22 protein-coding genes and 1 other annotated feature are annotated in these 21,790 nt (G+C 37.4%); of the genes, 2 read left to right on the top strand and 20 right to left on the bottom strand.

Annotated elements, in window-relative coordinates:
* Positions 1-1,404 carry an L-seryl-tRNA(Sec) selenium transferase gene (gene selA / locus AMET_RS11480; RefSeq protein ID WP_012063455.1) on the bottom strand — a complete coding sequence of 468 codons (1,404 nt, stop codon included), beginning with the start codon at positions 1,402-1,404 and terminating at the stop codon, positions 1-3.
* A 588-nt stretch (positions 1,405-1,992) separates the two neighbouring features.
* Here selA and AMET_RS11475 point away from each other — a divergent pair.
* Positions 1,993-3,375, top strand: coding sequence for an alanine/glycine:cation symporter family protein (locus tag AMET_RS11475; RefSeq protein ID WP_012063454.1), 1,383 nt, complete (start codon positions 1,993-1,995; stop codon positions 3,373-3,375).
* A 73-nt stretch (positions 3,376-3,448) separates the two neighbouring features.
* On the opposite strand, the gene selD is transcribed toward AMET_RS11475, so the two are convergent.
* The gene (selD, locus tag AMET_RS11470) at positions 3,449-4,462 is read right to left on the bottom strand and encodes a selenide, water dikinase SelD (protein ID WP_083761098.1); all 1,014 of its coding nucleotides are present in this window, start codon (positions 4,460-4,462) and stop codon (positions 3,449-3,451) included.
* 51 nt (positions 4,463-4,513) lie between these two features.
* Positions 4,514-5,143 (bottom strand): helix-hairpin-helix domain-containing protein, encoded by a 630-nt coding sequence (locus AMET_RS11465; RefSeq protein WP_012063452.1) that lies wholly within the window; start codon positions 5,141-5,143, stop codon positions 4,514-4,516.
* A gap of 172 nt (positions 5,144-5,315) precedes the next feature.
* Here AMET_RS11465 and AMET_RS11460 point away from each other — a divergent pair, with 172 nt between their 5' ends.
* Positions 5,316-6,641, top strand: coding sequence for a D-alanyl-D-alanine carboxypeptidase family protein (locus tag AMET_RS11460; protein WP_012063451.1), 1,326 nt, complete (start codon positions 5,316-5,318; stop codon positions 6,639-6,641).
* A 44-nt stretch (positions 6,642-6,685) separates the two neighbouring features.
* Here the strand turns inward: AMET_RS11460 and sdaAA are convergent, their stop codons facing one another.
* The 17 genes from sdaAA to AMET_RS11375 form a co-directional block, all read right to left on the bottom strand.
* The gene (sdaAA, locus tag AMET_RS11455) at positions 6,686-7,561 is read right to left on the bottom strand and encodes an L-serine ammonia-lyase, iron-sulfur-dependent, subunit alpha (protein ID WP_012063450.1); all 876 of its coding nucleotides are present in this window, start codon (positions 7,559-7,561) and stop codon (positions 6,686-6,688) included.
* Positions 7,562-7,583: 22 nt separating this feature from the next.
* Positions 7,584-8,252 (bottom strand): L-serine ammonia-lyase, iron-sulfur-dependent subunit beta, encoded by a 669-nt coding sequence (sdaAB, locus tag AMET_RS11450; RefSeq protein WP_012063449.1) that lies wholly within the window; start codon positions 8,250-8,252, stop codon positions 7,584-7,586.
* Between the two features lie 150 nt (positions 8,253-8,402).
* On the bottom strand, positions 8,403-8,783 hold the full coding sequence (locus AMET_RS11445; protein WP_012063448.1) for a RidA family protein: 381 nt from the start codon (positions 8,781-8,783) through the stop codon (positions 8,403-8,405).
* A gap of 21 nt (positions 8,784-8,804) precedes the next feature.
* Positions 8,805-9,452, bottom strand: coding sequence for a helix-turn-helix transcriptional regulator (locus AMET_RS11440; protein ID WP_012063447.1), 648 nt, complete (start codon positions 9,450-9,452; stop codon positions 8,805-8,807).
* Between the two features lie 10 nt (positions 9,453-9,462).
* The gene (gene leuS, locus AMET_RS11435) at positions 9,463-11,937 is read right to left on the bottom strand and encodes a leucine--tRNA ligase (protein WP_012063446.1); all 2,475 of its coding nucleotides are present in this window, start codon (positions 11,935-11,937) and stop codon (positions 9,463-9,465) included.
* Positions 11,938-11,990: 53 nt separating this feature from the next.
* Positions 11,991-12,178: a binding site (T-box leader), on the bottom strand.
* Between the two features lie 99 nt (positions 12,179-12,277).
* Positions 12,278-12,646, bottom strand: coding sequence for a ribosome silencing factor (gene rsfS / locus AMET_RS11430; RefSeq protein WP_012063445.1), 369 nt, complete (start codon positions 12,644-12,646; stop codon positions 12,278-12,280).
* A gap of 21 nt (positions 12,647-12,667) precedes the next feature.
* Positions 12,668-13,672: a calcium/sodium antiporter gene (locus AMET_RS11425; RefSeq protein ID WP_012063444.1), complete on the bottom strand. Its 1,005-nt coding sequence runs from the start codon at positions 13,670-13,672 to the stop codon at positions 12,668-12,670.
* Positions 13,673-13,969: 297 nt separating this feature from the next.
* Positions 13,970-15,133, bottom strand: coding sequence for an LCP family protein (locus AMET_RS24350; protein ID WP_012063443.1), 1,164 nt, complete (start codon positions 15,131-15,133; stop codon positions 13,970-13,972).
* 45 nt (positions 15,134-15,178) lie between these two features.
* On the bottom strand, positions 15,179-15,754 hold the full coding sequence (gene yqeK, locus AMET_RS11415; RefSeq protein WP_012063442.1) for a bis(5'-nucleosyl)-tetraphosphatase (symmetrical) YqeK: 576 nt from the start codon (positions 15,752-15,754) through the stop codon (positions 15,179-15,181).
* The gene (gene nadD / locus AMET_RS11410; protein ID WP_198135423.1) at positions 15,747-16,451 is read right to left on the bottom strand and encodes a nicotinate-nucleotide adenylyltransferase; all 705 of its coding nucleotides are present in this window, start codon (positions 16,449-16,451) and stop codon (positions 15,747-15,749) included. The genes yqeK and nadD overlap by 8 nt, the downstream gene beginning before the upstream one ends.
* Before the next feature lie 191 nt (positions 16,452-16,642).
* Entirely contained in the window at positions 16,643-16,984 is a 342-nt protein-coding gene (locus AMET_RS11405) for a YhbY family RNA-binding protein (RefSeq protein WP_012063440.1), read from the bottom strand.
* 56 nt (positions 16,985-17,040) lie between these two features.
* Entirely contained in the window at positions 17,041-18,324 is a 1,284-nt protein-coding gene (gene obgE, locus AMET_RS11400) for a GTPase ObgE (protein WP_012063439.1), read from the bottom strand.
* Between the two features lie 141 nt (positions 18,325-18,465).
* The gene (locus tag AMET_RS11395; protein ID WP_012063438.1) at positions 18,466-19,041 is read right to left on the bottom strand and encodes a Spo0B domain-containing protein; all 576 of its coding nucleotides are present in this window, start codon (positions 19,039-19,041) and stop codon (positions 18,466-18,468) included.
* Between the two features lie 156 nt (positions 19,042-19,197).
* Positions 19,198-19,494, bottom strand: a complete 297-nt coding sequence (gene rpmA, locus AMET_RS11390; RefSeq protein WP_012063437.1) for a 50S ribosomal protein L27 — start codon at positions 19,492-19,494, stop codon at positions 19,198-19,200.
* Positions 19,495-19,497: 3 nt separating this feature from the next.
* Positions 19,498-19,830: a ribosomal-processing cysteine protease Prp gene (locus tag AMET_RS11385; protein WP_012063436.1), complete on the bottom strand. Its 333-nt coding sequence runs from the start codon at positions 19,828-19,830 to the stop codon at positions 19,498-19,500.
* Positions 19,831-19,840: 10 nt separating this feature from the next.
* The gene (gene rplU, locus AMET_RS11380; protein WP_012063435.1) at positions 19,841-20,152 is read right to left on the bottom strand and encodes a 50S ribosomal protein L21; all 312 of its coding nucleotides are present in this window, start codon (positions 20,150-20,152) and stop codon (positions 19,841-19,843) included.
* A 128-nt stretch (positions 20,153-20,280) separates the two neighbouring features.
* Complete coding sequence (locus AMET_RS11375; protein ID WP_012063434.1) at positions 20,281-21,783, bottom strand: Rne/Rng family ribonuclease; 1,503 nt, start codon at positions 21,781-21,783, stop codon at positions 20,281-20,283.
* Positions 21,784-21,790: the final 7 nt, after the last annotated feature.

Below are 21,790 nucleotides of genomic sequence, written 5' to 3'. Positions count from 1 at the left end.
TTACTTTGCAACTGTCTTTAATGCCTCTACAATAAATACAAAATCCTTCTCTCTTATGGTTCTTAAATCCATCATTACTTTTTCATCTCGAATCCTAGTGAAAATCGGTCTTTTAAAGTTTCTCAGTTTAGTCTCCATTTGAGCCGCAGATAGAATTGTATGCTCAAGGGTAATTACTTTTGTTGGTAATTTTTCAAGAGGCATAGAGCCGCCTCCCACTTGAGAAAAATCCTCTTCAATTCTCACTAGCAGGTGCTCATCTAAAGCTTGTAACTTTCTAAACAAGTCCGATGCGCGCTCAGAAATTGTGTCTAGGTTTTCCGTTAGCATTTTTAGTGTTGGAATATGTTTAATCGCTGTGTCTTCATCTAAATAGAGTTTTAATGTGGCTTCCAAAGCCGCCATGGTTAATTTGTCTACTCTAATAGCTCGGGTTAGAGGGTTCTTTTTCATTTTTTCAATCCACTTGCGCTTTCCAACAATGATGCCAGCTTGTGGTCCTCCTAATAGCTTGTCCCCACTAAAAGTAACAATGTCAACACCGGCTTTCACACTTTCCTGAACTGTTGGTTCATGTGCTAAACCATATTTTTGTAAATCAATTAAAACGCCACTACCAATATCTTCTATGGTTGGAATATGATATCGGTTGCCAAGCTCGACTATCTCTTCTAGGCCTACGGATTCAGTAAATCCCATAATCCGATAATTACTTGTATGTACTTTTAGTAAAGCGGCAGTTTCGTCTGAAATCGCCCCTTCATAATCCCACAAATGTGTTTTGTTTGTGGTTCCAACCTCTCTTAGCTTGCCTCCACTTTGTTCCATTACATCAGGCACACGAAAGGAGCCTCCGATTTCCACTAGCTCTCCCCTAGACACAATCACCTCTTTGCCCTTAGCAATTGTCCCTAACACAAGCATGACCGCTGCGGCATTATTATTGACAACCAACGCATCCTCTGCTCCAGTCAAGTGTTTTAAAACGTCAACTACGTGGTTGTATCGACTTCCCCTTTTCCCCGTGGTGACATCGATCTCTAATGTAGAGTACCCGGAAGCAACTTCCCATATCTGTCCTTTTATTTCTTCACTAAGCAATGACCTTCCTAAATTAGTATGTAAAATGACCCCTGTTCCATTAATCACTTCTCGTAAGTTCATAGAGCAAAAGGACTCACAGGCTTGCTTAATTTCATCATGCATCGAGGTGATATCAATTTGATAATCTCTCAGTGAGCCTTCATCCATTGTTAAGATGGCTTTTCTATAGGTATCAACTGTTATTCTCGTTTGTTCTACAACGACACTTCTTGGTATCATTTTTTCAAGCTTATCATGTTCAAGGTTCTTTATAAGTTCATCCACCGAGGGCAGTTGACTTAATATTCTTCCTTTATTCATCGATCAATCACTCCTTACGTGTTAAGTGTTATGTTGATTATAACATATTTTTTTCTAGAATATGCGGCTTGTCCATGAGAAAACATTTTATAAAGTACATAAGAAATGTTCTATATCTTCACTTATAAGCACAAGCTTCTTTTATAATATCTAGTGCAGTAAATCACCTATTTATATCTAGACTAACTGGTATCCTATGGAAAAAATTATTTCATTTCTGTTACATTTGTGTTAATATAGTAAATAGTAAGAAGGTTGTACAAATTTGGAATACTCTCTACTGATATGTGGAATACTCTCTACTGGTGTGCTTTTCGAAATTATTTACTTAAAATTCTTAGACTTCATTTCAAATTCATCATTGAAGTTATCTTCAGTAACTTGCGTTTAAATACATTTTTTATTCGCATCTACTTTCATCTGAGACTTTACGTTTCTTATTTGATTAGTCCTTGAAATGAAGCCATCAAATCTTAGCTAGGGGGGTGAACATTTTAGTTACATAGTTCGTAGAGCGATTTATCCTTCTTACTAGTCTGAGCACAACGCATTACATTTATTATTACTAAATTCTAAGGAGGTTTTAATGTGTACGGTTTTATAAGTGCTATTGAAAATATTAATGGTTTCATAAACAGCCTTGTTTGGGGACCTTATATGCTAATTCTGTTAGTTGGAACTGGTGTTTGGTTTTCTTTTAAGACAAACTTTTTACAGGTTAGAGAATTTGGATTTACTATGAAAGAAACCTTAATGAAAATTTTTGACAAACCAGAAGCTTCAGAAGAGGGAGATATTACACCTTTTCAAGCCCTCTCTACTGCTTTAGCCGCAACAATCGGTACTGGTAACATTGCCGGTGTTGCTACAGCAATTGCAATTGGAGGTCCAGGTGCAATTTTCTGGATGTGGATTTCTGCTTTCTTTGGTATGATGACCAAATTTGCAGAAGTTGTTTTGGCAATTGAATATCGTGAAAAGAATGCAGAAGGTAGCTGGGTTGGAGGTCCTATGTACTATATTGAAAAGGGACTGGGCTGGAGATGGCTTGCGATTATATTCTCGATATTTGGGGCAGTAGCTGCCTTTGGTATCGGAAACATGGTTCAGTCTAACTCTGTGGCAGCTGCATTAGATGCAACTTTCAACATTCCGCCGCTTCTAACTGGATTAGCTTTAGCTGGTGGTGCTGCTTTAGTTATCCTAGGAGGACTTAAGCGAATTGCCTCTGTTACAGAAAAAGTTGTTCCGATCATGGCAGTATTCTATATTATTGGTGCTTCAGTCATTATCATCCTAAATGCCGCTGCGATTCCTGCAGCATTTGGCGAAATCTTCAGTTATGCCTTCACACCTAGAGCTGGTGTAGGTGGGTTTGCTGGCGCAACTGTTATGATGGCTATGCGATTTGGTGTTGCCCGTGGGGTATTCTCCAATGAGGCTGGTTTAGGTAGTGCGCCAATCGCTCATGCTGCTGCAAAAACAGACCACCCTGTACGACAAGGACTATGGGGTATTTTCGAAGTATTTGCTGATACAATTGTTATTTGTACATTAACAGCTCTTACTATTATCACAACAGGTGCTTGGAAACTTGTAGATGTAGCTGGAGATCAGTTGACTGGTGCCGCATTAACCACTGCTGCCTTTAATCATGGTTTACCAGGTCCTGGTGGAATTATCGTAGCAATCGGTATCCTATTCTTCGCATTCTCTACAATATTAAGTTGGGCCTACTATGGTGAAAAATGTGCTGAGCATTTATTTGGTTCTGGAATCAATAAATTCTACCGTATTCTATGGCTTCCATTAATTGTTGTTGGTGCCATCGGTGGATTAGAATTAATCTGGGACGTTGCGGATACATTAAACGGATTAATGGCTATACCAAACTTAATTGGTCTATTAGGATTAAGTGGTATTGTTCTTAAGTTGACTAAGGAATTCTTTACAACTAAAAGACACGTTTAAGATTAATATGATTTAATATATTTTTACAAAGAAAGGGGACAGGCTATTGCCTGTCTCCTTTCTTTGTCCAACTTTATTTTATATAGATTGTAAATTCATCTTTTTCAACGACTTTCCCTATGACAGCAAACTCAGTTAAATTTAGCTCTGTGAGCTTCTCTATAGCCTCTTCTACTTGTTCTTCAGCTATTGATACCAATAGTCCTCCAGAAGTTTGTGGATCATATAATAAATCCATTATCACTTCCTCCACGTCACCGTTGACATTTACATCTTTTTCAATATGCTTTTTGTTGGCGTACATACCACCTGGAATAATCCCCATTCTAGCAAATTCTTTAACCCCGGCTATGAAAGGTACTTGATCACTGTATATTTCCAGCGAAACATGGCTTCCCTTTGCCATTTCATAGGCATGGCCTAATAAACCAAAACCAGTAATATCTGTACAAGCTGAAATGTTGAAATCTTTCAGTGCCTCCATCCCGTACTTATTGAGGGTCACCATCACTTTGACTGCGTCCTCATATTGACTTTCATCTACCATGTCTACTTTGATTGCTGTGTTCAGGACTCCTGTCCCAATTGGCTTAGTTAAAATTAAGTATTCCCCAACTTTAGCCCCAGCATTAGTCCAAATCTCATGGGGAGAAACCATGCCAGTAACAGACAGTCCATATTTTGGCTCGTTATCCTCTACTGTGTGTCCCCCTACTAACAAGCAATTAGCTTCCATTATTTTATCTGCCCCACCCTTAAGGATCTCTTTAAGAACATCTGGAGACAAACAACTAGGAAAACATACGATATTCATGGCAGTGAGTGGTTGTCCCCCCATGGCATAGACGTCACTTAGGGAATTTGCTGCTGCTATTTGTCCATATGTATAAGGGTCATCAACAACAGGAGTAAAGAAGTCTAATGTTTGTACCAGCGCCCGCTCTTCATCAATTTGATAAACAGCAGCGTCATCTGATGTTTCTAATCCAACAATGAGTTTTTCATCTTTTATTCTCGGTATATGACACAGCACCTGTGCCAGGACATCGGGTCCAATTTTGCCCGCTCAGCCTGCACTAGCCGTCATTTGAGTTAGTCTTTTGTCTTCATTCACTTTGTGCTCTCCTCCTATTCAATCCTATCTAGTGGTAATCTCATCTTTTATATCCTGAAACTTCTTTTCGCCAATACCACTCACATTTTGTATATCTTCAATTTGCTGATAATATCCATTGAGCTCTCTGTATTCAATAATCCTTTTGGCTAAGCTATCCCCTATACCATTTAGCTTTTTTAAGTCTTCTGTGTCGGCATAATTGATGTTGATAAGTGCATTTTGACTTTGATTGCCTGCCACTAATGCTTCCTGTCCCCAGTTAGCATCTACGGGCTCTGTTTCATCATGACTGACAACATAAATAAATTCCTCATCATTCAATCGTCTGGCAAGATTTAACCTCCTACGATCTGCATTAGGGGTCAATCCACCTGCTGCTTCTACTGCATCAAAAATTCTGCTACTTTCTCCTAATTCATATATTCCAGGTGCATAAACTTCTCCTTCTATATGTACAATGATTTTTTCTGGTTGGTTTAAAACAATCTCCAGATTATCCTCCTGAAGAAAATCAACATTTGCCTTCTGATTGTCTCCACTTAAAATGTATTTTTCCCGTCTATCCCTCAAGTGATTGAATGTACCTACCAATAACACAATTGATGCAACTACTGCAAAAACAATAAAGCGTTGTTGCTTTGAAAGGTTCACTTTATTATACCCCCTTTATATCATACGCGCCATAATAGTTCAACTTTTTATTATTTCTACAAGATAACATTTATTTCCTTTACATTTAACAAAATTTTTCCTTAATTTTCTTCTAAAAGTTTGATATACTGTATAAAGTAGAAACTTGGCTGACGAGGGGGGTGTATTACAGATGAAAAAAAGTGTTTCTTTATTTTTAACTTGTGTGATTACTTTAATTTTTATGTTCAATCCTGATATATCTCATGGGGAAGGCAAACCTTCTATCACTGCCCCTAATGGTGTATTGCTTGATTTTCAGACTGGAGAGGTGCTTTATGACAAAAATGCACATGAAATCACCTATCCTGCCAGTACTACCAAGGCCCTTACTGCGATACTTGTTTTAGAGAATCTTGAGTTAGACGAAGTCATTACAGTAGAAGAAGATATGTTCGTTGGTGGTTCAGGTATGTATCTCTTAAAGGGTGAGGCTTTCACAGTTAATGAGCTATTACATGTGCTGATGATCCGTTCAGCAAATGACGTTGCTGAACTGCTTGCAACACACATCTCAGGATCCGTTGAGGCCTTTGCTGACCTAATGAACCGAAGGGCTAAAGAGCTTGGTGCTTTAAATAGTCACTTTACCAACCCCCATGGCTTACCCGATGAGGAACACGTAACCACAGCCTACGATCTAGCCATGATCGGGAAACATGCCATCACCTTCGATGTACTTAGAGAAATTGCTGGCACAGTTCGTTATGACGTTGAGCCAACAGAATTTACGCCTGAAACTCGTTATTATCGAAATACCAATCGATTTCTATGGGGAACGGGATCAGGAAATCAAATTTTATACAGAGGACAGTACCAAAACATCAAGTATGACATCGTCGAAGGTCTCAAAACAGGGTTTACCAACGCAGCACAAAATTGTCTAATTGCCTCGGCTATACAAGGGGATCAGCGATTCATTTCAGTTGTTTTAGGCGCTCAGGGAGTTAATGTTTATGCTGATTCAAGGGCATTGATTGACTATGGATTTGAAAATTATCAGCTTGTTCAATTGGTTGAAGAACAACATTACGTTACCACTGAGCCATTATTAAAAGGCGTGGAGGATGAAGTTTCCTTATATTCAAAAGATTCCCTCACCAAGATATTACCTATAGATGTAGACCCATCTCTTATCGAAAAACAATTGATTATTAATGATGAACTAAGTGCTCCAATTCTATTGGAAGAGACCTATGGTAAAATCATTTACTCCTTAGGAGGCGAAATACTCGGTGAGGTAGAATTAGTCCCGATTCAATCCATCGAGCTAAAATCATTTTCTCGTACAATAATAGAAGGACTTAGACGTCCAATGGTATTTGTAGGTGGCTTCCTAGTGGTATTGGTATTCTGGCAATTATTCATTGCTCATCTGAGATTTAGAAAGCGAAGAAGCCGTGGAATGTCCTATGGAAGACGAAAGGGATACAGCTTTAGTAAAAATCTAATGAAGTAATCAAAACGCCCATTAAAAATCAATGGGCGTTTTTTCATTCTAAGTTATTCACCTAGTATTTCCTTCTTAATTCTTTTACCTGTAGGCGTATCCGCTAAGCCTCCTAAGGCACTTTCTCTAAGCTCAAAGGGTAAACACCTGCCCACTCGATACATAGCCTCTACAACCTCATCAAAGGGAATTAAACTACCTACACCAGATAATGCCATCTCAGCAGAAATCAATGCATTTGCTGCTCCAATCGCATTTCTTTTTTCACATGGCGCTTCTACCAATCCTGCGATTGGATCGCATACCAATCCAAGAATGTTTTTAATGCACACGGCAGAAGCATCCAAGGCCTGCTTTGGCGTTCCTCCCATTAACTCTACGATGGCTGCTGATGCCATAGCCGCTGCTGAACCGGTTTCAGCCTGACATCCTCCTTCAGCTCCTGCTACTGTGGCATTTCTTGAGATAATGAATCCAACAGCACTGGCTGTAATCAACCCATTGATCAAGTCCACTTCACTTAAGTTAAACTCTTCACCTATTGTTAACAGTGTTCCTGGAACGATACCACAGGAGCCTGCTGTGGGAGCCGCAACAATTTTGCCCATTGCAGCATTCACCTCTAGTATAGCCATGGCACTACTAATGGCTTTACTCATCAATGGCCCGCATACAGATCTTTCCTTTTCATTTCTTTCCTTTACCTTCTTGGCATCTCCTCCAATTAAACCACTGACAGATTTAATGTCCTCGGTCAATCCTTTTAGTGATGCTTCCTTCATAATCGTCAAACTTTCTGTCATCTTTTCCCTTATTTCAATTTCACTTAAACCGGTATCTTCTATTTCCTTCTCGATCATCACTTCATATATTTTTTTATTACTTTTCTCGCATATTTCTAATAGTTCGATCCCATTTGTAAAACTCATCTGCTATCTCTTCTCCCTTCAACTATTTAATACTGATCAGATAGGCGTTATCTATTTCAGCTACCTTTTTAATATCACCTACTACCTCAGGTACAATCTCATTATCTGTTTCTATAATCATAAATGCATTTTGTCCTTTATGATATCGGTAGACCCTCATAAATGCAATGTTAATGCCATACTCACATAAAATCGCTGTGGTTTTGGCAATTAATCCTGGTCTGTCTTTATGAGAAACAATTATAGTTGGATATTCTCCAGTAAACTCTAATTTCAGATCGTTGATCTCAGTAATGATAATGCTTCCTCCGCCAATTGAAGAACCTAATATGGATAATTCCTTGCCATCGGCCTTCTCAATCATAATCTTAGCCGTATTAGGATGAACTTCACCTAGGTCCTCCTCTACAAAGGAAAACAGGATCTCCTTCTCTTTTGCCATCTGAAAGGAGTATTTGATCTGTTCATCATCGGGGTCAAATCCTAATATTCCTGCCACCAGTGCTTTATCCGTTCCATGTCCTTTGTATGTCTTTCCAAAGGAACCATGCAATAGAAATGTGACTTTTTTGATGTCTCCCTCAGCAATTTTATAAGCAACCTTTCCCAATCGACAAGCCCCCGCAGTGTGAGAGCTCGAAGGTCCTATCATATTAGGTCCTATCACATCAAACATACTATAGTTTTTCATACACATCTCCTCCCATCCTTCTTGATCCCATTCAATTGGATCAGTCATATCTAATCTTCTTATTTTAACTTCTTATTGTATTTTTATCCATAGATATAATTCTTCTTTACATAACAGAAGTGGCCGATTTTCATGGCCACTTTTGTCTTCTTATTCTACTACAGCAATTGCATCAATTTCTACTTTAACATCCTTGGGTAATCTTGCCACTTCGACACAAGCTCTTGCAGGCTTATTTTCCTTAAAGTATTCTCCATAAATCTCATTGATTTTTCCAAATTCATTCATATCTTTAATGTAAACTGTTGTTTTCACAACATCCTTAAAGCCTAGCCCTGCTTCTTCTAAAATTGCTTTTAAATTTTCCAGTGCTTGTTTGGTTTGCTCTTGTACATCTTCAGAAATTAATTCCATTGTCTCAGGAACAAATGGAATTTGACCAGAAACAAATAACATATTACCAGCTTGCACCGCCTGTGAATAAGGGCCAATAGCTGCTGGTGCCTTTTTTGTATTGATTACCTTTGACATTTTATTTCCTCCTTTACTCGCTTATCCGTTAACTCTGATTTCATCGAGATAATTATAAATCGTATAACGGGAGACACATAGTATTTTTGCTACATAGTCAATTGCTCCTTTTATTAAGAAAGCACCTTGATCATCTAGCTTTTTTACAATATTTACCTTTTCTTCTTTGTTCATATATGCAACAGGTTTTCCTGATAACTCTAATGTCTCTGAGACAATAGCAGTCAACACATCATTCACATTATTGGTTGTGGTATCACCTAGATTTGGTTCCCCTTTTATATCTGTAAATGTTAACTCTTCAAGTACACGTTGTGCAATCATAAATTCTGAAATATCAATGTTGATACATAAACAACCAATAATGATGCCCTTTTCATTTTTACAAAACATCGTTGAGGACTTCAACGTTTTGCCATCTGAACTTTTATTTCGATAGTTTAATATATTATCAGCATCGTTCCCTTTCCTAATTGCCTGTATTCCCACATCTAGCATAGGACTTCCAACTGATCTACCTGTAACATGTCCATTCGTGATGGCTACGATGGATTTTTCATTATCCTTAATTTCATGAAGCACGACTTCGCAATTTTTCCCCAATGTTTTTGCAATTCCTTCAACTAAAGGAATCATTCCCTGTAGTATTGGATGTAACTTCTTTTCCATATTGCCCCCCCTATTTTATAACAATATTAACTAACTTCTTTGGTACAGCAATAATCTTAATGATTTGTTTCCCTTCTATAATCTGTATTATCTTTTCATTTTTCATGGCTAAACTTTCCAGCTCTTCCTTAGATACATTGGTAGGAACCATCATTCGATCCTTTACCTTACCATTGACTTGCATAACGATTTCAACTTCATCCTTTATGATGGCTTCATGGTCGTACTCAGGCCAATTTGTCATATGGACACTTTCAGCTTTCCCAAGTTTCTCCCATAATTCCTCGGTAAAATGAGGTGCAAATGGCGCTAGCAACAAGATACTTGTTTCAATTCCTTCTCGAAATAGATCGCCATTTAATTTCGAAGGATCTGTTTCTTTATATTTATATAATTCATTAATTAACTCCATAACCGCACTAATGGCTGTATTGAAGTTAAATCTATCTTCAACATCGCTGGTTACTTTTTTAATGGTGTAATGTATCGTATACTTCAAATCTTTGTCCCTTTTAGTTAGGGCCTCACCCAAAGAAGTTGACATAAATAGATTATTGTCTATGAATTCCTCAGCTAAGCGCCATACTCGGTTCAAGAAACGATAACTACCCTCAACCCCTTGGTCACTCCATTCTAAATCTCTTTCTGGTGGCGCTGCAAACAACACAAATAGTCTCGCTGTATCTGCACCATACTTTTGAATGATTTCTTCAGGACTGACTACATTGCCTTTTGATTTAGACATCTTTGCCCCATCTTTTAAAACCATCCCTTGTGTCAGTAACTTTTTAAATGGCTCAGGTTGATCCGTCAAACCTAGATCCTTCATGACCTTTGTAAAAAATCTAGAATAAAGTAGATGTAAAATGGCATGCTCTACGCCACCAATGTATTGATCTACTGGCACCCAATAATTAGCAGCTTCTTTAGAAAAAGGAAGTTGTTCATTGTTTGCGTCAGTATATCTCAGGAAGTACCAAGAAGAATCAACAAAGGTATCCATTGTGTCAGTCTCTCTTTTAGCCATTTTACCACAGCTTGGACAGTTTGTGTTTAAAAAACCTTCACTTGTTTCAAGTGGTGATGATCCTTTTCCTGAGAATGTCACATCAACAGGCAATTTGACTGGCAGTTCTTCTTCTCTTACGGGTACAATACCGCAATCATCACAGTATATGATAGGAATTGGTGTTCCCCAGTATCGTTGTCTTGAAAGCAACCAATCTCTTAACCGATAATTAATGGTCCTTTTTCCTGCATTTAGGGTTTCAATATGTTTTGCAATGTCCTCATAAGCTTTTTCACTATCTAATCCATTGAATTTTTCTGAGTTGATCATGATACCACTATCTGTATAAGCTTCCTTTTCGATGTCAAAACCATCTGATTCATCTATTGGTCGAATAACCGGAGTCACGGTTATATCATACTTTCTTGCAAAGTCTAGATCTCTTTGATCATGAGCAGGTACCGCCATAATGGCCCCTGTACCATAGTCGGCTAATACATAATTAGCAATATAAATCGGTATTTTTTCATTAGATACAGGATTGATACAATACTTACCAATAAAGATTCCTTCTTTTTCTATTTCAGTAGATGTCCTTTCAATATCAGACATATGCTGTAGTTTATTGCGAAAGGCCACAACCGCTTCTTCATATTCTGTTTCCTTCACTAGTTCCATCACATAGGGGTGTTCTGGTGCCAGAACCATATATGTAGCCCCGTAGATTGTATCTGGTCTAGTGGTAAAAACTTTCAATTCTTTTGAAGTGTTTTCGATGGGAAAATCAATTTCAGCTCCGTGGCTTTTACCAATCCAATTTTGTTGCATTGTTTTAACCTTCTCCGGCCACCCATCTAAAAGCTTGATATCCTCTAATAGTGCTTCAGCGTAATCCGTAATCTTAAAGTACCATTGGTTTAAGTTTTTCTTACCAACAGAACTATCACATCGGTCACAGCCCCCATTGACTACCTGCTCGTTAGCTAAAACCGTTTCACAGGATGGACACCAGTTAACTTGAGATTCTTTTTTGTAGGCAAGTCCTTTATGATAAAACTGTAAAAAGAGCCATTGTGTCCATTTATAATACTCTGGCGTACAAGTTGACACTTCTCGATCCCAATCATAACTTAATCCTAGGGCATCTAGCTGCTCCTTCATCTCTTTTACATTTTCTTTAGTCCAATGATCCGGATGAATTCCATGCTTTATTGCAGCATTTTCAGCAGGAAGTCCGAAAGAGTCCCATCCCATTGGGTGTAACACATTGTAGCCTTTCATTCTCTTAAATCGAGCCACAACATCTCCAATTGAATAATTACGTACATGTCCCATATGAATTTTTCCAGATGGATAAGGAAACATTTCAAGCACGTAATATTTAGGACGATCTCTCTCTATAATTGAAAAAGCCTTGTTCTCTTGCCATCTTTCCTGCCACTTCTTTTCAATATTGCCAAAGTCATATATTGCCATTTTAGCTACCTCCTTCAAAATACAAAAATTTACAACAAAAAAACTTTCAAGTCTTTAGGGACGGGAAATTCCCGCGGTACCACCCTAATTGACTGAAAGTCCACTTATAGTAGTCTGTAAAGGAAACCACCCTTATGGTACTTATTTAAGGCAAGTTCAGCATCTTGCTTTATCGATTTACACCAACCATCGACTCTCTAAAAAAGTAAGTTTACCTACTACTCCTTATAACCATATGTTCTTTCTATGATGTTATCATTTTATTCTGATATATACAGTTTTTCATTAATCACACTACACATAACCCATTCATCTACTTATTACCATTGATTAAATTATATTATATATCATTATCCATAAATTTGTCAATATTTTCAACCAATGCATCCTTCCAAATTCTCTCGATACTATAAAATTCTCTATCTTCCTCATGGAAAATGTGCACCACAATATCACCATAATCTAAGAGAATCCATCTCCCTAGTCTATGTCCTTCTTTATGACTTAGCAGACCTCCTGTTTCCTTTAATTGATTTTCGACCTCATCGGCAATCGCCTTCACCTGGCGATCTGACTTACCGGTTGCGATAACAAAATAATCACATATGGGGGATACCTGCCCTAAATTCAGTACAACAATGTCTTCTCCTAACTTGTCATCAATTGCTTTTACGATATTCTTTACTTGTTGAAATATTTCCTTCTCCATCGTACGCCTCCTATTATAGGACTACATAAATAATTTAGCCAATGCAATCAAATATATACCATAAATACTAAAAATCAAAAAACCAATTACACGATTAATCTTCCCGGTCAAGAGTCCCCCGAAAACCAATACACCCATCATCAGTAGGGTCACTGGGAGATCTAAATAAAGCGTCTGGGGAATATTGTATATGGTTGCTCCTAGCATTACATTTTGATAACTAATTACAATTCCTTGGCTTCCTATTTTAGAGGATAACCCAAGTACCATCACTATGTCAAGTATATTCGCTCCTAAAATGTTTCCTACAGAAATACCTTGATGTCCTTTTACAACAGAACTGATGGCTGTGGTTAGCTCAGGTAGCGATGTTCCTAAGGCGATCAAGGTCAAACTCACCACCTGTTCTGGTACACCTAATATATTTGCAATGATGACACCATTGTTAACCAGTAGTCTCGCCCCTAAGGCTATAAACACAGCTCCTACAATAAACATAATGATCTTCTTACTTGCACTACCTTGAGGAACATCCTGTTCTTGATTCAGGACATGAGGTACTCTTTTTTGATTTTTATTGAATTCTTGTAAGTTAATTAGAATATAAATAGTGAATAATACAATAAACCACGTTCCCTCCCTAGGGCTAATCATTCTATCCCGTAAAAAGAACAGCATTAGGGCCGTACTCCCTAACATAAAAAAACCTCTGATGGCAAACCCGGATCTATTTAATTTTATTGGAGAGAATAGCGTCGTTAACCCTAGAATCAGTCCAACATTACAAATCATAGATCCGATGACATTGCCAATGGCCACATCGTAGTAGTGTTGTTGTGTTGCGATCACTGATACCAGTAATTCTGGAAGTGTTGTTGCAATACTCACAATTGTAGCTCCTATTAACACATTGGGGACCCCGGTTACCTTGGCAACCCACACTGCGGATTCCACGAACCAGTCCCCCCCCTTGATAATCATAATTAATCCCATACAAAAAAGAAAAAAGACACTCCAGCTTCCCATATTGCCTCCCCCTGGTTTTTCATCTCGTTTCACATAGATGATTCATCCACTCTCATAATTGTGATTTTTAATTATAAATAGATCTTTTTATAATATATTTTTTTATTTTAAACTTATGTCCTTTTTTCTCAGCTTCATTTTAAATATACGCAAAGGAAACCCAGATTTGTATTCAAATTATTTCTAAGCTCACCTCTGCATTCAATTTTACTTTATACAAGTATAATAAAAGCCTTGTCTCCCATTATGATAAATGGTAAACAAGGCTCTTGAATTGCATTTTAATACCCATAATTCTTAATTGACTAAGTCGCTTCCAATAATAACACGTACATTGGCAGTGTTTGTTTCCCCATCAACTTCAATTAGTTGAGAAATTCCTAGTTTTTTAGCTAAAACATTCACCTCTTTTTTACTTTGAGAGCTATATTCTATAAATGAGTTTTCAACATTACCATTGTCATAGTTTCCAATACCCTCAACTGCATAGCCATGTCCCTGAATTACCTCGGCAAATTTCCCTGCAGTACCGGATACCCCACAACCATTCAATACTTCTATCACAATCTGTGATGATACAGATTCGGAATTGAGTAAATAATCTTTTTTAATTTCCTTTAGTTCATTTTCATCAACCACAATATAAGAGACCCTGTTAATCATCTTAGGTGTCCCAGGCAAAGTGATTTTTGTCATATTATCAGTATCTAAATTGATCGAGTTAACACCCATAGTAAGTATTTTTCCCATGGTCAAGTTCGTATCCACGTGTTGAAAGAATACACTTAGTAGTTTTGGTGTTTTAATTAGATTCCATGGTGCCAATCCTTCTTTAATTAAGGCTTGAACAAACTGTTGCTGCGCCTGTATGCGTCCTAAGTCTTGACTGGCATAACCACTTCTAAATCGCAAAAAATGCATTGCATTTATACCATCAAGTACTTGATTTCCCTTAGGGATATTAATAGACAAGGGTGGATCATCATAGGGATCCTCATATTTCATATCCACTGCAACATCAACCTCAATGCCCCCTAGGGTATCCACAACCTCTCTCACAGCTTCATAATTAAGTCGTAGATAATAATCAATTTCAATTTCTAACAATCCTTCAACAGTGCTCACAAGAAGCTCCCGTCCTCCATAGGCATGGGCATGATTAATCTTATCCATGGATTTTCTTCCTGGAATATTGACTCTTGTATCTCGAGGGATAGATAAAAGTAGCGGATTATTCATTTTAGGGTCTAGGCTTAATACCATGATTGTATCTGCTCTTGTACGCGCCCCACTATTACCATCAGGATCGTCTACACCAAAAACCAAAACATGTGTCCGGTCTCCTACTTGGTCTGCTCTGTATGTATTGATAAAATTCCCAATAAATAAAATAACAACGACAATTAAAGTTACCCTAAATAATGATAGCTTCTTTTTATTTCCTTTTTTTTCGATAGACATACTTCACCTCTTTATCGAAATTTTTGCTAACTCAAACCAATTCTCCTACCTTGTTAAACCAATCAGCAGTTGATTCCGGGCTAATAAGGTATTGGGATGCAATAATTTTTCGATACTCAATACATACTTCATTGTATTGTTTAGTGCCTGTAGCACAGCCTTATCCAAATCTTCTTCAGCAACGATCCTTAAATCATCAACACCAGCATATGTTCTCCCTATTTCTATAAAATCAGCTAAGTAAATTATTTTTTCTAATTTGCTCATGTTCAGTCGACCAGTGGTATGATTTTCAATGGCATTTAATATATTCTCGTTATCAATTTGAAACTCATTACGTGCGATATGAGCTGCTATCTTGCCATGTAACAATTGATGTGCCTCTAATAGTACCTCATCTATTTCAACTTTATGCTTTTGGATAAATCCAAGGGCTTCAATTTTGCTGAAGCCCTTAGCATAATCATGCATCAAAGCTGCTATTTCAGCCTCTTGAGAATCTTCATTATATTTTCGGGCTAAATACAACGCAGCATCTACGACTCCCTGTGTGTGAATATATCTTTCATAAGTCAATACCTTTTTCAGCTCTTCATCAATCCTTTTAACAATTTCACTCACAGGTATCCCCCCCTTGATCGCTTACCCTATATAATTTGTTTTTCTTAATATAGTTTTCAACTGATTCAGGAACCAAATATTTAATCGAGTGATTCTCCTTAACCCTTTTTCTAATTTCGGTTGAAGAAACCTCAATATCTGGGATCGTCATAGGTAATATGTTCGCATGATGGTTTTCTTTAAGAGAGGCAATGGTTGTGTCTATAAAATTCCCTACATGTCCCGCCCGAGTGGCAACAACCATGGTGATTGATTTCAGTAATTCTTCATACGCCTTCCAGCTTTCAATTTCAATCAGGGCATCAATCCCAATAATAAAATAACAGGAAACCTCTTTACCCCAATGACTTTGTAATGCTGCGATTGTATCTATGGTATAAGATACCTTCCCCTGGTATACTTCAATTGTTGAAACCCTAAATCGACTATTACTCTGGGTGGCAAGTTTTGTCATCTCTAAGCGATTTTTAGCATCACTCATCTTACTAGAATCCTTGTGAGGAGGGTTCCCCGTTGGAATAAATATAATTTTTTCTAGACCAAAGGCTTCTAATGCAGATTCTGCAACGATCAAATGTGCAATATGAATCGGATCAAAGCTTCCACCCATAATTCCTACTTTAGTGATACCCTCTTCTTTAATACTCCCTATAGCAGAATCCACAGTATCCCTTCCACCTTTCACCCTATTCTCCATAATATTGTGTCTATTGAAAAAAGCGTCTTCGACGCTTTCGCTAGGAAACCCTAGGTTTCCTTCGACGGCTGTTTTGCAGCCTGAGCACCTTCCTCAGTGCGGGCAGGGGATTTCATCCCCTACAACCCCTCTTTTTCAAATAATAGGAAAGCAGAACTTTCCTATTATTTGAAAAAAGCCGTGCAATTGCACTAGCTTTTTGGTAATTCAATTTGAGGATTTTCATAGGCCTTACGGTAAATGACAAATTTATTTCCAATGGCTTGTACAAATTCTGCTCTTAATTTTGTTGATACTTCATTTGCCGTTTCTTTTGTGTCTAATAAGCTTGTCTCTAAAATACTTACTTTAATTAATTCCCGTGACGCTAAGGTTAATTCTAGCTGTTCCAATAAACTGTCAGTAATACCTGCTTTACCAATTTGCGTAACTGGTCTAATTCCATTTGCTAGTTTTCTAAGATAACTCCGTTGTTTTCCCGTTAACATTTTAATACTCCTCTTCTCTACGCTTCTATCATTTTTTAATCTCATGAGGTGAATTCCCCATCTGATTTCCTGATGTTTCGGCTTGCTGAAACAAGCTTACTTTAGTGAAAATATTCAAATTCCACATCATAGATTTTTACAAATTCTCCATCTTCGATTCCCAGCTTCTTTAACTCATCAATAATACCTTTTCTTCGCAACACTTTTTGGAAGTAAGTCAGTGAATCCATATCCTCAAAGTTAGTAGACATAATTAATCTCTCTAGGAAATCACCTTCTACAATATAGGTATCATCCTCTTTTTTCACTGTGAATTGATTTGTATCTTTCTCTTTGAGTTCATATAATTTTTCCTCTTCGACCTCTTCTAGCTCTACTTCAGTATCCTCTAATTCCTTGAGCTTGATGGAGACATAATCTAATAGCTCATCTAGCCCTTGCTTTGTTGCTGCTGAGACAGGAAAAACTTCTATCCCTTTTTCTGCTAAAGCTTCCGTCAGCTTCTTAAGGTTTTCATTTTCACCCATGACATCAGTTTTATTGGCTGCAACCACTTGTGGTCGAGTTGATAGCTTTTCATTGTACAATTTCAACTCTTCATTTATTTTTTCGAAATCCTCTAGGGGATCTCGTCCTTCTATTCCCGCTACATCTAATACATGGATTAGGAGTTTTGTCCGTTCAACATGACGTAAAAACTCATGGCCTAAGCCCGTTCCTTCATGGGCGCCTTCAATCAGTCCTGGTATATCTGCCAAAACAAAGCTATCTCCACGTTTCGTTCTCACAACCCCGAGATTAGGTGTAAGGGTCGTAAAATGATAATCTGCAATTTTAGGTTTTGCACTGGTAACCACTGATAAAAGCGTAGATTTACCTACATTAGGAAACCCTACAAGTCCAACATCTGCAATAAGTTTCAGCTCTAGTGTTACGGTGAGCTCTTCACCCTTCACTCCAGCTATTGCAAATTGAGGCGCTTGTCTCGTAGCTGATTTAAAGTGTACATTTCCTTTACCACCTTTACCACCTTTTGCAATGATCCTTCTTTCTTTTGGTTGCGTTAAATCTGCCACAAGGTGACCGGTTTTTTCTTCACGAATAATTGTACCCGGAGGAACCCTTAGGATTAGATCCTCACCGTCCTTACCATACTGCATTCTGCCTTTGCCATTCTCACCATTCTCAGCTGAATAGTGCATTTTATACCTAAAATCCATTAATGTACGCATACCTTCATCAACAACAAAGATAATGTTTCCACCTTTGCCTCCATCTCCACCTGCGGGACCACCGGCTGGAACATATTTTTCCTTTCGGAATGCAACAGCTCCATCGCCTCCCTTACCAGACTTTAAATGTATTTTTGCCTTATCAATAAACATAATATCACCCTTAATGTGCTAGACTTAATATCAATTTTGTTTTACTGGTACAAATTACTACTAATGATTTGTAACTTAATTATACCAATTTGTGTTGCGCTGTCAATATATTTAGTATACCCGCCAAATGGCAAAAAACTTCTATTGTTTAGCTGTTTTTTTTAGTTTGAAATAGACAATCACCATGTCATCTCCATAAGTATGCTGTAATTGTAAATCCACTAGCATATGATCTAAAGTAGCTTTTTCAAGAAATTTATTATACTTAACAAAAAAAATCCAACACATTTCATGCTCTTCAATTTTCATATGAATTACTTCTTGGGATTTTGATTCATTGAATTGTTTTAAGATATTCTCCAGTAGCTTCTTTACCTGTTCAATTGCGGCCTCTACATTAATTTCTATATAATCTTCCATAGTCACAAAGCTTTGCACTTCAATAACGGTGCAATTTTCTCCTATGGTATTAAGCTTCATTGTTTCCGTAATCAACATCGCTAGAGGAACACATTGCAAATTGAAAACCCGACCCATTTGGTTTGCATAGTTTGTCACCTGTTTAATTTGCTCCACCGCTTTTTCTGGTTGCCCCAATTGAATATAGCCATATACTGTCTGTAGCGTATTCATAAAATCATGACGTTGATTTGTAAGTAATTGTTCAATTTCATTCCAGTAGTGAATTTCTATTTTTCTTTGTGTGTTAGCATCCATATTATTCACACCTTTACACCGACATCCAACCCTATGTATATTATTTCTATATATTTAAAGATTATCCTTCTCTATTCTTTTAATTCCATCGTAAATTGAAGGAAACCTTTTCTATCCAATTAAAAACCGCCAATTACTTGGCGGTTGCAGTATATTTTAGTTAGCAACTACATCTCTTGGATAAACGCTTACTTGCTTTTTGTCTTTACCTTTTCTTTCAAACTTCACAATTCCTTCTACCTTTGCAAATAGAGTGTCATCTCCACCTCTACCTACGTTGTTACCAGGATGAATTTTAGTTCCTCTTTGTCTTACGAGAATGCTTCCAGCTGGAACGTTTTGTCCGTCTGCTCTCTTGACACCAAGTCTTTTAGAAATACTGTCTCGACCGTTTTTAGAACTACCTACTCCCTTTTTACTGGCGAATAGTTGAAGGTCCATTATAAATAACATCACTTACACCTCCTTGTCATAAATCTCAATATAGCTTGGATAAGTTTCTTTAATATTTGCAATGCCCAAGAGCATTGTCTCTATCAATACGTCACTTTTTACTTTTTCATTATCAGATAATTGTTCAGGCATCTTGCAGAATAAATATCCATCTTGAATCTTATATTCAACATTAATTCCAACAATATCATGTAATCCTAACACAGTTGTTTGACTCAGAACCGATATAGCAGCACATACCACATCTTCACCATAGTGTGCACTGTTAGCGTGTCCCTTCACTTCAAATGTACTTATGTCGTTTTTCTTGTTTCGATTAACCCTAATGTGTATCATATACAATATCCTATGCGTTAATTTTTTCGATGATTAGTTTTGTATACGGTTGACGATGTCCTTGCTTTCTTCTATAGTCTTTTTTAGGCTTGTACTTGAAAACGATTATTTTCTTTCCTTTACCTTGTTCAACTACTTTAGCTTCAACCTTAGCGCCTTCTACAATAGGACTTCCAATCGTTAAACTTCCATCCTTAGATACTGCAAGTACATTATCAATAGTCACAACATCATCTTTCGATGCTTCTAACTTTTCTACAAATAATGTATCGCCTTCTTGTACTCGGTATTGTTTACCACCAGTTTCAATAATTGCGTACATAATTACACCTCCTCAAACCAAACTCGCCGAATGCTAGGTAACTAAGGTTTAAACCCAGTTTTAAACCCGATTCGTGCGGCTACTTACAGATATATATGTTATCACAAGGCCTAAAGAGTGTCAAGCGTTTAACTATACTTTTGATCCACTAGTTTTTGAATCATCTCAATACTTCCAATCGACCTTACTTTCAAATCGTCAAAGCTTAGTGCTGATGATTTATTGAAGTAAACTTTGATATTAGTTTGGAGTTCTATTTCCTCAATGACCGTCCTATATACCATCATCGCTTCATATGTATTGGGATTGACATCAACAATCGCTGCAGCGGCATTTGTATGCTTTTGCGTTCGAATCATCATTTTTTCTAGTTTAGTCAACATGGTTTGTTCACATAATATTCTACCTGTCCCCTCGCAAGTTGGACATTTTGTTTGCAAAGTCGATTCGATTCGATCCCTTACTTTTTTGCGGGTCATTTCAACAAGACCTAATTGTGTCATCCCCAGTACTTTAGTACGGGTTCTATCTTTACTTAGTTCCTTTTCTAATAGCTCCAGCACCTTCTGTTTCTGGTTTGGATTTGTCATATCAATGAAATCCATAATAATAATACCACCAATATTTCGAAGTCTAAGCTGCTTGGCAATTTCCTTGGTTGCTTCCATGTTAGTCTTAAAGACTGTATCCTCCAAATCAATGCTGCCAACATACTTTCCTGTATTCACATCGATAACCGTTAAGGCTTCCGTTAAATCAATAATAATATACCCGCCACTTTGCAACCATATTTTCTTTTCTAATGCTTTTTGAATCTGAGACTCGATCCCATAATATTCAAAAATATCAATGGGTTCTTCATATAATTTTAGCTTATCCTTCAAGTGTGGTGAAATAAGCTCCACTAGCTCTAGTGACTGCTGATAGGCTTCTGGTGAATCGATTACAAATCGCTCTATTGATTTGGTGAATGTATCTCGAATTGTTCTATTTAATATATCAAAATCTTTATAGATTGTTTTTGGAGGATAACCTAGTTTTTTATCTTTTTCAATTTTTAACCATAACTTCAGTAGAAACTTGATGTCATCCTTGAAATCTTCTTTTTCCTTGCCGGCTGCCACTGTTCGAACAATAATGCCCATATTGGCAGGCTTAATCTCCTCAATCTCACTTTTAAGACGATCTCTTTCTGCGGTATTTCCAATTTGTCTAGAAACCCCAACATAATCAGTATAGGGCATTAATACAAGATATCGACCTGGCAAGGTAATATTCCTAGTCACTCGAGCGCCCTTTGAACTAATAGGTTCTTTGATGACCTGAACAACAATCTCTTGCCCTGGCTTGACTAATTCCCTTATATTCAAATCTTTTAATTTCGTGACATCTTGATTAAACATCTCTTCTGAGAGTGCGTCTTTGACATACAGAAACGCATTTTTTTCTAATCCGATGTCGACAAAAGCCGCTTCCATGCCTGGCAATACGTTAATCACCCGTCCCTTATAGATATTTCCTACAATTCGACGGCTATTCTTTCTGTCAATATATAATTCCACAAGTTCTTGCCCTTCCAATAGTGCCACTTTGGTTTCAATTAAAGAAACACTTGCAATAATTTGATTCACATCACCA

Source organism: Alkaliphilus metalliredigens QYMF, from assembly GCF_000016985.1.
In the GTDB taxonomy this organism is placed as follows: domain Bacteria; phylum Bacillota; class Clostridia; order Peptostreptococcales; family Natronincolaceae; genus Alkaliphilus_A; species Alkaliphilus_A metalliredigens.
This window is presented reverse-complemented; position numbering and strand designations above follow the sequence as displayed.

Excerpts from the sequence above, each read along its gene's own strand:
- selA (WP_012063455.1), bottom strand. The coding sequence starts at position 1,404 with ATGAATAAAGGAAGAATATTAAGTCAACTGCCCTCGGTGGATGAACTT.
- AMET_RS11460 (WP_012063451.1), top strand. The coding sequence starts at position 5,316 with ATGAAAAAAAGTGTTTCTTTATTTTTAACTTGTGTGATTACTTTAATT.
- sdaAA (WP_012063450.1), bottom strand. The coding sequence starts at position 7,561 with ATGAGTTTTACAAATGGGATCGAACTATTAGAAATATGCGAGAAAAGT.
- sdaAB (WP_012063449.1), bottom strand. The coding sequence starts at position 8,252 with ATGAAAAACTATAGTATGTTTGATGTGATAGGACCTAATATGATAGGA.
- AMET_RS11445 (WP_012063448.1), bottom strand. The coding sequence starts at position 8,783 with ATGTCAAAGGTAATCAATACAAAAAAGGCACCAGCAGCTATTGGCCCT.
- AMET_RS11440 (WP_012063447.1), bottom strand. The coding sequence starts at position 9,452 with ATGGAAAAGAAGTTACATCCAATACTACAGGGAATGATTCCTTTAGTT.
- leuS (WP_012063446.1), bottom strand. The coding sequence starts at position 11,937 with ATGGCAATATATGACTTTGGCAATATTGAAAAGAAGTGGCAGGAAAGA.
- rsfS (WP_012063445.1), bottom strand. The coding sequence starts at position 12,646 with ATGGAGAAGGAAATATTTCAACAAGTAAAGAATATCGTAAAAGCAATT.
- AMET_RS11425 (WP_012063444.1), bottom strand. The coding sequence starts at position 13,672 with ATGGGAAGCTGGAGTGTCTTTTTTCTTTTTTGTATGGGATTAATTATG.
- AMET_RS24350 (WP_012063443.1), bottom strand. The coding sequence starts at position 15,133 with ATGTCTATCGAAAAAAAAGGAAATAAAAAGAAGCTATCATTATTTAGG.
- nadD (WP_198135423.1), bottom strand. The coding sequence starts at position 16,451 with ATGGAGAATAGGGTGAAAGGTGGAAGGGATACTGTGGATTCTGCTATA.
- AMET_RS11405 (WP_012063440.1), bottom strand. The coding sequence starts at position 16,984 with ATGAGATTAAAAAATGATAGAAGCGTAGAGAAGAGGAGTATTAAAATG.
- obgE (WP_012063439.1), bottom strand. The coding sequence starts at position 18,324 with ATGTTTATTGATAAGGCAAAAATACATTTAAAGTCTGGTAAGGGAGGC.
- AMET_RS11395 (WP_012063438.1), bottom strand. The coding sequence starts at position 19,041 with ATGGATGCTAACACACAAAGAAAAATAGAAATTCACTACTGGAATGAA.
- rpmA (WP_012063437.1), bottom strand. The coding sequence starts at position 19,494 with ATGTTATTTATAATGGACCTTCAACTATTCGCCAGTAAAAAGGGAGTA.
- AMET_RS11385 (WP_012063436.1), bottom strand. The coding sequence starts at position 19,830 with ATGATACACATTAGGGTTAATCGAAACAAGAAAAACGACATAAGTACA.
- rplU (WP_012063435.1), bottom strand. The coding sequence starts at position 20,152 with ATGTACGCAATTATTGAAACTGGTGGTAAACAATACCGAGTACAAGAA.